8 protein-coding genes are annotated in these 10,861 nt (G+C 73.2%); all 8 read left to right on the top strand.

Features of this window, described 5'->3' with window-relative positions:
- Window positions 1–332 precede the first annotated feature (332 nt).
- Complete coding sequence (uvrB, locus tag ACWIX3_RS20335; protein ID WP_448609167.1) at window positions 333–2,450, top strand: excinuclease ABC subunit UvrB; 2,118 nt, start codon at window positions 333–335, stop codon at window positions 2,448–2,450.
- A gap of 336 nt (window positions 2,451–2,786) precedes the next feature.
- Complete coding sequence (locus ACWIX3_RS20330) at window positions 2,787–3,941, top strand: TerC family protein (RefSeq protein ID WP_448612488.1); 1,155 nt, start codon at window positions 2,787–2,789, stop codon at window positions 3,939–3,941.
- A gap of 428 nt (window positions 3,942–4,369) precedes the next feature.
- On the top strand, window positions 4,370–5,476 hold the full coding sequence (locus ACWIX3_RS20325) for a TerC family protein (RefSeq protein ID WP_448609166.1): 1,107 nt from the start codon (window positions 4,370–4,372) through the stop codon (window positions 5,474–5,476).
- Window positions 5,477–5,503: 27 nt separating this feature from the next.
- On the top strand, window positions 5,504–7,468 hold the full coding sequence (locus tag ACWIX3_RS20320) for a S9 family peptidase (protein ID WP_448609165.1): 1,965 nt from the start codon (window positions 5,504–5,506) through the stop codon (window positions 7,466–7,468).
- 46 nt (window positions 7,469–7,514) lie between these two features.
- Window positions 7,515–8,765 (top strand): alpha-hydroxy acid oxidase, encoded by a 1,251-nt coding sequence (locus ACWIX3_RS20315; protein WP_448609164.1) that lies wholly within the window; start codon window positions 7,515–7,517, stop codon window positions 8,763–8,765.
- Window positions 8,766–8,773: 8 nt separating this feature from the next.
- A complete protein-coding gene (locus tag ACWIX3_RS20310) occupies window positions 8,774–9,775 on the top strand; it encodes an acetamidase/formamidase family protein (RefSeq protein ID WP_448609163.1) in 1,002 nt (333 codons plus the stop codon).
- An 18-nt stretch (window positions 9,776–9,793) separates the two neighbouring features.
- Window positions 9,794–10,555 carry an SDR family NAD(P)-dependent oxidoreductase gene (locus ACWIX3_RS20305; protein WP_448609162.1) on the top strand — a complete coding sequence of 254 codons (762 nt, stop codon included), beginning with the start codon at window positions 9,794–9,796 and terminating at the stop codon, window positions 10,553–10,555.
- 11 nt (window positions 10,556–10,566) lie between these two features.
- Window positions 10,567–10,845, top strand: coding sequence for a hypothetical protein (locus ACWIX3_RS20300; protein ID WP_448609161.1), 279 nt, complete (start codon window positions 10,567–10,569; stop codon window positions 10,843–10,845).
- Window positions 10,846–10,861 lie beyond the last annotated feature (16 nt).

Below are 10,861 nucleotides of genomic sequence, written 5' to 3'. Positions count from 1 at the left end.
TCCAACCCTCCGCCAGGTCACAGCCGGGAGACGTCGCTCACGCCACCGGGGTTGGGACGGCGGGACGACGACGCCCCCCGCGGAGGTCTCCGTGGGGGGCGTCGTGCGCAGGTCCGGCCGGGGCAGCGACGCCGGGTCCGACCTCGTCCTGGGCGCAGAACCCCGGGTGGCACTGGTCCTCGGCGGTGACCGCTCCTGCGACCGGGGACGCTAGGCGGCGACCCCAGCACGTGCAAGCACCGGACGCCAGTCCCGCCGCACCGTCCGTCCCTCCCGTTCGCTCACGGCTCACCGACGTCGTCCTGTCACCGGCTGGTCGTACCGTCGACCTCGTGCGCGCGACCACTGACATCCGGCCCACGCAGGGGCGCTTCCGCGTCGTCAGCGAGTTCGAGCCCGCGGGCGACCAGCCCGCGGCGATCAGGGCCCTGGCGGAGAAGGTGAACGCGGGGGAGAAGGACGTCGTCCTGCTGGGTGCCACCGGTACCGGCAAGTCGGCGACGACGGCCTGGCTCGTCGAGCAGGTGCAGCGCCCGACGCTGGTCATGGCGCCGAACAAGACGCTCGCCGCGCAGCTGGCCAACGAGTTCCGCGAGCTGCTGCCCGACAACGCCGTCGAGTACTTCGTCTCGTACTACGACTACTACCAGCCCGAGGCGTACGTCCCGCAGACCGACACCTACATCGAGAAGGACTCCTCCGTCAACGAGGAGGTCGAGCGGCTGCGGCACTCGGCCACCCAGGCGCTGCTCACCCGGCGGGACGTCGTCGTGGTGGCGACGGTGTCCTGCATCTACGGCCTGGGCACGCCTCAGGAGTACGTCGACCGGGCGCTGAAGATCTCCGTGGGGGAGGAGCGCGACCGCGACGAGCTGCTGCGCACGCTGGTCACCGAGCAGTACACCCGCAACGACCTCTCGTTCACCCGCGGCACCTTCCGGGTGCGCGGCGACACGATCGAGGTCTTCCCGGTCTACGAGGAGCTCGCCGTCCGCATCGAGATGTTCGGCGACGAGGTGGAGCGGCTGTACTACCTGCACCCGCTCACCGGCGAGGTCGTGCGCGAGGTGCAGGAGCTCTTCGTCTTCCCGGCCACCCACTACGTCGCCGGCCCCGAGCGGATGGAGCGGGCGATCGCCTCCATCGAGGCCGAGCTCGAGCAGCGGCTGGCCGAGCTGGAGCGCCAGGGCAAGCTGCTGGAGGCGCAGCGGCTGCGCATGCGCACGACCTACGACATCGAGATGATGCGCCAGGTCGGCTTCTGCTCCGGCATCGAGAACTACTCGCGGCACATCGACGGCCGCGCGCCCGGTAGTGCCGGCGCCTGTCTCATCGACTACTTCCCCGACGACTTCCTGCTGGTCATCGACGAGTCGCACGTGACCGTGCCGCAGATCGGCGGCATGTACGAGGGCGACATGAGCCGCAAGCGGACCCTCGTGGAGCACGGGTTCCGCCTGCCGTCGGCGATGGACAACCGGCCGCTGAAGTGGGAGGAGTTCACCGACCGCATCGGCCAGAGCGTCTATCTCTCCGCCACCCCGGGCGACTACGAGCTGGGCCGTACCGGTGGGGAGGTCGTCGAGCAGGTCATCCGCCCGACCGGGCTGATAGACCCCGAGGTCGTGGTCAAGCCGACCAAGGGCCAGATCGACGACCTGGTCCACGAGATCCGGATCCGGACCGAGAAGGACGAGCGGATCTTGGTCACCACGCTGACCAAGAAGATGGCCGAGGACCTCACCGACTACCTGCTCGAACTCGGCATCAAGGTGCGGTACCTGCACTCGGAGGTCGACACCCTGCGCCGGGTCGAGCTGCTGCGGGAGCTGCGGCAGGGCGAGTACGACGTGCTCGTGGGCATCAACCTGCTGCGCGAGGGGCTGGACCTGCCCGAGGTCTCGCTCGTCGCCATCCTCGACGCCGACAAGGAGGGCTTCCTGCGTTCGGGCAAGTCGTTGATCCAGACGATCGGCCGCGCGGCGCGCAACGTGTCGGGTCAGGTGCACATGTACGCCGACACGATCACCCCGTCGATGGCGCAGGCGATCGAGGAGACCAACCGGCGACGCGAGAAGCAGATCGCCTACAACACCGAACGCGGAGTGGACCCCCAGCCCCTGCGGAAGAAGATCGTCGACATCCTCGACGGCATCTACCGCGAGGCCGAGGACTCCGAGTCCGCCGAGCTGATCGGCGGCTCGGGCCGTCAGCAGTCGCGCGGCAAGGCGCCGGTGCCGGGGCTCTCGTCCAAGAAGAAGGCGGGCAAGGCCGGCGGTATCGACACCCAGGGGCTGCCGCGCGCCGAGCTGGCCGACCTCATCACGCAGATGAACGACCAGATGCTGGCCGCTGCCCGCGAGTTGCAGTTCGAGGTGGCCGCCCGGCTCCGCGACGAGCTGACCGAGCTCAAGAAAGAGCTGCGCCAGCTCGACGCCGCGCACGCCTGAGGGAGGAGCCATCCGGCCCCGGGCGAGCCGGGACGCCGAGGTGGGACGGCGTAGCCGGTGTCACACCGGAATGGGTGTCTCCTCATCCCCGCGGAACCCGGTGCGTCCCGGTATCGTCGTGGGGAGTGACCCGCTCGATGGCGGTCCCCGCGGAGGGGCCCGCGTCGGCGGTTCCGTGGAGGGGAGTATCCCCGCGCGGCGGTGTCGTCAGTACGGGGTCCCCATGGACCCCCGGCACCGCCGGTCACCTCAGGGCTGAGGCGGCGGGAGAGACCTCGGGTCAGACACAGCGGCGCCGTGCGCGCCGCCGAGTCACCGGAGGTATCTGCCTTGGACGTGCCCTTCTGGGTGTGGGCCCTGACGATCGCCGCGATCGTCGGGATGCTCGTCTTCGACTTCATCGGTCACGTGCGCACGCCGCACGCGCCGTCGCTGCGTGAGTCGGCCGTCTGGTCGGCGGTCTACATCGGCATCGCCGTGGTCTTCGGACTGCTGGTCCTGTGGTTCTCCGGCGGCCAGTACGCCGGTGAGTACTTCGCCGGGTACATCACCGAGAAGAGCCTTTCGGTCGACAACCTGTTCGTGTTCGTCCTGATCATGGCCAGCTTCGCGGTGCCTCGGGAGCTGCAGCAGAAGGTGCTGCTGTTCGGCATCGCCTTCGCCCTGGTCCTGCGGACGCTGTTCATCTTCGTCGGCGCCGCCGCCATCGAGCAGTTCAGCTGGATCTTCTACGTCTTCGGCGGCTTCCTCATCTGGACGGCGTGGGCGCAGGCGAGGAGCGGCGGCCACTCGCACGACGAGGAGTTCAAGGAGAACGTCGCCCTGCGGCTGGCCCGCAAGGTCTTCCCGACCACCGACGAGTACCACTCCGACCGGATGGTCACCAGGATCAAGGGCAAGCGGCACATCACCCCGCTGGCCATCGCCCTGGTCGCCATCGCCAGCGCGGACATCCTCTTCGCCGTCGACTCGATCCCGGCGATCTTCGGGCTGACCCAGGAGACCTACCTGGTCTTCACCGCCAACGCCTTCGCGCTGCTGGGCCTGCGGCAGCTGTTCTTCCTCATCGACGGCCTGCTCGACCGGCTGGTCTACCTGTCCTACGGCCTGGCCGTGATCCTCGGCTTCATCGGCGTGAAGCTGCTCATCCACGCGCTGCACGAGAACGAGCTGCCGTTCATCAACGGCGGTGAGCACGTCACGGTGATCCCCGAGGTGCCGACCTGGCTGTCGCTGACGGTCATCCTGGCCACCCTGGTGGTCACGACGGTGGCGAGCCTGGCCAAGAACCGGCGTGACGCGGCCCGCGGCATCCACTCGCCCACCGGCGCCGGTGACGCGGCCGCCGGCCGGGAGGGTCTGGTCGCGCAGGGTGCCGGCGACCGCGACCCGCACGCCCGTCGTCCCGATGAGGCGCCGCCCTCGCCGCACGACGCGCCGGTGACCGGCGCCGAGCACGCGTCGAGCGGCTCCACCCGCCGCCGCGGCTGACGGCCTCCACCCACGACGCCGGGCCCGTCCTCTCCCGAGGGCGGGCCCGGCGTCGTCGTCCGACCGTGATCAACGGCCGCCGGGCGCGCCGGACCGGGGAGTCCCGGTCGGGGTCGGTCGCCTCGTGCAGGGGTCCGGCCGACGGCTCAGAGGGTGCCCACGGCGCCCCGGCGCGGCCGGACGGGACCGGGACGTCGCGTCGAGGGACGACCGGGGAGCAGGTACGGTGTGCGCCACGGCTTCAGAAGGCCGCAGCCACTGGCGGCTGCGCCGGTCCGGGGCCGCTCGATGGAGGGGAGTATCCCCCCGCGGCAGTGTCGTCATCACGAGGTCCCATGGCCTCCGGTGCTGCCGATCGCCGGCCCTGGGCCGGCGGTGGGAGAGACCTCCGGTGCTGACACCTGCATGTCCCCGGAGGAAATGGCCGTATGGAACTCCCCGTCTGGTTCGAGGTCGCGACGTTCGTGGGGCTCACGGTCCTGCTGCTCGCCGACCTCGCCATCGTCGCTCGCCGCCCGCACGAGCCCTCCGTCAAGGAGGCGAGCATCTGGGTCAGCTTCTACGTGACGCTGGCCTTGCTGTTCGGGCTGCTGCTGCTGGCCTTCACGAACGGCACCTACGCGACCGAGTTCTACGCCGGCTGGCTGACCGAGTACTCGCTCTCGGTGGACAACCTCTTCGTCTTCGTGATCATCATGGCCCGCTTCCGGGTGCCCCGGCACCTGCAGCAGGAGGCCCTGATGGTCGGCATCATCATCGCCCTGGTCCTCCGCGGCATCTTCATCCTGCTCGGGGCCGCGGTGATCGAGCGGTTCATCTGGGTCTTCTACATCTTCGGCGCCTTCCTCGTGTACACGGCGATCAACCTCGTCCGGCACCGCGGCGAGGACGAGGACTACGAGGAGAACGCCTTCATCCGGCGGATGCGCCGGGTCCTGCCGATGACCGAGGACTTCCAGGGCGCCAAGGTCCGCGTCACGGAGAACGGCAAGAAGCTCTGGACGCCGATGGTCATCGTCTTCCTCGCCCTGGGGACGACGGACCTGCTCTTCGCGCTGGACAGCATCCCGGCGATCTTCGGCCTCACCCGCGAGCCGTTCATCGTCTTCACCGCGAACGTCTTCGCGCTGATGGGCCTGCGGCAGCTGTACTTCCTGCTCGGCGGCCTGCTCAAGCGGCTGGTCTACCTGTCGCTGGGCCTGGCGGTCATCCTCGCCTTCATCGGCGTCAAGCTGATCCTCGAGGCCCTGCACGAGAACAACCTGCCGTTCATCAACGGCGGCGAGCACGTGGACGCCGTCCCGACGATCCCGATCTGGCTGTCGCTGTCGATCATCCTCGGCGTCCTGCTGATCGCCACGGTCGCCAGCCTGCTGAAGACCCGGGGCCAGCTGCCGGCCGAGGAGTCGGGCCCGGGCGCTCCGGACGTCGCTCCGGAGACCGCCGAGGCCGTCGCCACGGGTGGGCCTGCGGCGGCGGCGAAGGCCGAGTCGCGGCTCGCGGCGGAGCCCGACGAGGAGACGCGCCACCGCTGAGCCCCGCGCCCGGGAGGCCCTGCGACCGTGCGCCCCGACGACCTCGCGCTGCTGCGCACCCCGGGTGTCCCGACGGTCTCGCCGGACGGGCGCATGGCCGTCGTCGCGGTCGCCCGGCCCGATCTCGGGGACGACGCGGAGCGCAGCCGGCTGTGGGCCGTGCCCACCGACGGTTCGGCGCCGGCCCGCCCGCTGACGCCCGGTCCACGGGACACCGATCCGGTGTTCTCCCCGGACGGCCGCTGGCTGGCCTACCGGGGCGCCGGGCCGGGCGGGCCGCCGCAGCTGCACCTGCTGCCCACGGCCGGCGGCGCGCCGCAGCGACTGACCGGCCATCCGCTGGGCGCGGGCCGGCCGGTCTGGTCACCGGACTCCCGCCGGCTCGCCTACACCGCCCGCGTCCCCGAGGTCGACCGCTCCGGCGCCGACCGCGCCGCGCAGCCGCCCTGGTTGGTCACCACGCTGCGCTGGCAGGCCGACGGCGTCGGGGTCGTCACCGACCGGCACAGCCACGTCTTCGTCCTCGACCTCCCGCCCGCCGCGGAGGACGGCGGAACGCCGCCGCGGCCCCGGCAGGTGACCGGCGGGCCGGCCGACGACGCCGACGTCACCTGGAGCCCGGACGGCGCCGAGCTGGCGTTCGTCTCCGCCCGGCACGCGCGCGCCGACCGCGACCTGGTGCGCGACGTCTACGCCGTCCCGGCTGCCGGCGGGACGCTGCGCCGGGTCACCGACGGCCGGGCGGGGTGCGCACGGCCGGCCTACGACCCCTCCGGCGACTGGATCTGGTTCACCGCGCGGCTGGAGCTGGGCCGGGACGGGCTGGACGTGGTCGGCCGCGGCGCCACGCTGTGCCGCGTGCGGGCCACCGGTGGCGCGCCCCAGCCGGTGCTCGCACCCGCCACCGGCGACCGGGGGGACGCGACGCCCGCGACCGTGCTGGCCGGGGGAGCGGCCTATCTCGGGCTGCGGACGCGCGGCGCCGTCGAGCTGGTCCGCGTCCCCCTGGACGGCGGGCCGTCGGAGGCGCTGGTCGACGGGTCGTTCACCGTGCACGGGCTGGCCGCGGCCGACGGGGTCGTCGTCGCCACGGTCGGGCACGACCGCTCGGCGGGCGAGCTCATCGCCGTCACGCCGGGGCGGCGGCGGCTGCTCACCGGCTTCGGCCGCGCGCTGGGCGCCACCGGCCGGCTGCACCGCTCGCTGGAGCGCACCGCGACCGTTCCGGACGGCGCCGCCGTGCACGGCTGGGTGACCCTGCCCGAGGGGCCCGGTCCGCACCCGGTGCTGCTGTGCCTGTCCGACCCGCTTCAGCGGCCGGAGCGCTGGTCGCTGTCGGTGGACACCCAGGTGCTGGTGTCGGCCGGGTACGCCGTCGTCCGCTGCGCCCCGCGGGGGTCGCCGGGCTATGGGCAGGCGCACGCCCGGGCGGTGCGGGCGGCCGGCGGCACGGTCGACGCCGACGACGTCGCCGCGTTCCTCGACGCCGTGCTGGAGGACCCGGCGCTGGACCCGGAGCGGGTCGGGGTCATGGGCACCGGGTACGGCGGCTGGCTGGCGACCGTGCTCACCGGGCGGACGACGCGGTTCGCCGCGGCCGTGGTCGACGGGGCACTGACCGACCCGGCCGGGCTGGTCGGCACCTCCGACGTGGGCTGGTGGTTCGTCGACCAGTACCTCGGCGCCGATCCGCCGGGCCGGTCCGCGGAGGCCAGCACGCCGACCCTGGTGGTGCACGGCGCGGACGACCGGCGCTTCCCTCCCGAGCAGGGGATGCGGCTCTACGCCGAGCTCAAGCGCCGTGGCGTCCCCGCGGAGCTGCTGCTGTTCCCGGGCGAGGGTTCGGACCTCGGCCGGAGCGGGCGGCCCAGGCACCGGCTGGCCCGGCTCGAGCACCTGCTGCGCTGGTGGGGTCGCTGGCTGCCGGTGGTGCCGGACGACGACCCGGCCGAGCTCGACCAGGTGGCGAGCGGGGTGCTGCCTGCAGGATGACCCCCGGCCTGCGAGGGTGGGCCGACCCGACACGAGGAGGTCCGCCGTGGTCGAGCGCCGCGTGCCCCGCTGGTCCGAGCTGCGCGAGCTGGTCCGCGTCCGCCGCCTGACCGGGGACGCGACCGACCGCCGGCTGGCCGCGGCCGCGTCGGTCGCCGACCTCCGCGAGGTCGCCCGCCGCCGGGCGCCGCGCGCGGTCTTCGACTACACCGACGGTGCCGCCGGCGCGGAGGTGAGCCTGCAGCGCGCGCGGGAGGCCTTCGCCCGCGTGGAGTTCCGCCCCAGCGTGCTGCGCGACGTCTCCGTGGTCGACCCGTCCACGACGGTGCTGGGCCGGCCGTCGTCCCTGCCGCTGGTGTTCGCGCCGACCGGCTTCACCCGGCTCATGCACACCGAGGGCGAGGTCGCGGTCGGCCGGGTGGCCGAGCGGGTCGGCGTCCCCTACGGGCTCTCCACCATGGGGACGACGACCATCGAGGCGCTCGCGGCGGCGGCCCCGGGCGCCCGCCGGTGGTTCCAGCTCTACCTGTGGCGCGACCGCGCGGCCAGCACCGCGCTGGTCGAGCGGGCCGCGGCGGCCGGCTACGAGGCGCTGGTGCTCACCGTCGACACCCCGGTCGCCGGGCCGCGGCTGCGCGACGTCCGCAACGGCTTCACCATCCCGCCGGCGCTGACCCTGCGCACGATGGCCGACGCCGCCGTCCACCCGCGCTGGTGGGTCGACCTGCTCACCACCGAGCCGCTGGAGTTCGCCTCCCTGCGCTCCTGGGGCGGGACGGTCGCCGAGCTCGCCGACCGCGTCTTCGAGCCGGCCGCCACGCTCGCCGACCTCCGGGCGCTGCGCGAGGCGTGGCGCGGTGCCCTCGTCGTCAAGGGCGTCCAGACGGCGGACGACGCCCGCGCGGTCGTCGACGCCGGTGCGGACGCCGTCGTCGTCTCCAACCACGGCGGCCGCCAGCTCGACCGCGCGCCCACGCCGCTGGAGGAGCTGCCCGCGGTCGTCGCGGCGGTGGGCGACCGGGCCGAGGTGTACCTCGACGGCGGCATCCTCGACGGGGCCGATGTCGTGGCGGCGGTGGCCTGCGGCGCCCGTGCCTGCCTGGTGGGCCGGGCCTACCTCTACGGGCTGATGGCGGGAGGGGAGCGCGGGGTGCAGCGCGCCGCCGACATCCTGGCCCGGGAGGTGACCCGCACGCTGCAGCTGCTCGGCGTCCCGTCGGTCGCGGAGCTGACGCCCGACCGCGTCCGGCTGCGGGGCGGTACCGCGACGTTGCCCGCCGCGGCCGCGCGTCCCTAGGGTGCGGCATGGACGTCGTCGAGGTCACGCCCACGTTCGAGCAGTACGCCTTCACGTTCGGCGGCGTCGCCCCGCTGATGCCGATCAGACCGGGGACGGCGTTGCGGGTGTGGTCCGACGACGCGTTCTGCGGCGTCCTGCAGAAGACCTCGGACCTGTCCGGCGAGAAGGTCGACCTGCGCTTCGTGAACCCGCAGACGGGGCCCTTCTTCGTGGAGGGCGCCGAGCCGGGCGACACCCTGGCCCTGCACTTCGTGGCGATGGAGCCCGCGCGGGACTGGGGCGCGTCGGCCGCCATCCCCTTCTTCGGCGGGCTGACCAGCACCGACCGGGTCGCCACGCTGCAGGACCCCTTGCCGGACACCACCTGGATCTACGAGCTGGACCGGGCCGCGAACACGGTCACCTTCGCCGCGCAGCACACCGAGCTGGCGATCGCCCTGCCGGTCGAGCCGATGCTCGGCACGGTCGGCGTCGCGCCGCCCGGTGGCGAGGTGCGCAGCTCGCTGGTGCCCGAACGCTTCGGCGGCAACATGGACACCCCGCAGATGCGGCCGGGCACCACCTGCTTCCTCGGGGTCAACGTCGAGGGTGCGCTGTTCTCCGTCGGCGACGGGCACTACCGCCAGGGCGAGGGCGAGGCCTGCGGCACCGCGGTCGAGGGCGCGATGACCACCACGCTCGTCGTCGAGCTGATCAAGGGCGGTGCGCCGGCCTGGCCGCGCCTCGAGGACGACACGCACTGGATGACCGTCGGCTCCAGCCGACCGCTGGAGGACGCCTGGCGGATCGGGCAGGTCGAGCTGGTGCGCTGGTTCGGCGAGCTCTACGGCCTGCACCCGATGGACGCCTACCAGCTGCTCTCGCAGATCAGCGAGGTGCCGATCGCCAACGTCGTCGACGCGAACTACAGCACCGTCGTCAAGGCCCGGAAGTCACTGCTGCCGCGGGCCACCGCCTACGGCGGGCTGCACGACGACCTCCGCCGCCGCGCGGCCGCCCTGCTCTGACGCCCCTCGGAGGACCCCATGGACCTGCAGCTCACCGGCTCCCGCGTGCTCGTCACCGGCGGCACCCGCGGCATCGGCCGCGCCATCGTGGAGGCCTTCGTCGACGAGGGCGCCGTCGTGGAGTTCTGCGCCCGCGACGCCGCCGAGATCGAGGCGACGGAGAAGGCGATCGCCGAGCGGGGCGGCCGGGCGACCGGCGCGCAGCTCGACGTCCGGGACGGGCCGGCGCTGACCGGCTGGGTCGAGGCCGCCGCCGGCCGGCTCGGGGGGCTGGACGCCGTCGTCGCCAACGTCAGCGCGCTGGCCGCGGGGCCGGGGGAGGAGAACTGGTACGCCTCCTTCGAGGTCGACCTGATGGGCACCGTGCGCCTGGCCACGGCCGCCCTGCCGCACCTGGAGGCCAGCGGCCGTGGCTCGATCGTGGCGATCTCTAGCGTCTCCGGGCGCGAGGCCGACTTCGCCGCCGGCCCCTACGGCACGATGAAGACCGCGATCGTCGGCTACATCTCCGGGCTGGCGTTCCAGCTGGCCGGCCGCGGGGTGCGCGCCAACGTGGTCTCCCCGGGCAACACCTACTTCGCCGGCGGCTTCTGGCAGGGCATCGAGAACGGGAACCCGGAGCTCTTCGCGGACTCGCTGGCGCTCAACCCCACCGGTCGCATGGGGACGGCGGAGGAGATGGCCCGCGCAGTCGTCTTCCTGTCGAGCCCGGTGTCGAGCTTCACCACCGGGACCAACCTCGTGGTGGACGGCGCCCTCACCCGCGGCATCCAGCTCTGAGAGGCTGCGGCATGGCACTGATCTACCCCGTCCAGGCCGACTCCCCGGAACCCGAGGACGGCACCGACCCCGAGTTCGCCGAGCTGGCGGCCGACCTCTCCGACACCTGGCTGGTCGAGATCGCCCTCAGCGACGACGGGGACGACGCCTGCTTCGGCCCCCTGTCGGCCCGCGCCGCCTGGGATCTCGCCATCGGCATCGACCAGCGCCGCCCCGGGTGGACCGTCTCCGTCGTACCCCTGCACGTGGCCGGCACCCCCGACGAGCTGGTCGCGCTCTTCGAGGACTAGCCGCCCGCGCCGTCCA

The sequence above is a fragment of the Geodermatophilus sp. URMC 60 genome (genome assembly GCF_053502585.1).
The sequence above is the reverse complement of the archived record's forward strand: the minus strand, read 5'-3'. Positions and strand labels throughout refer to the sequence as shown.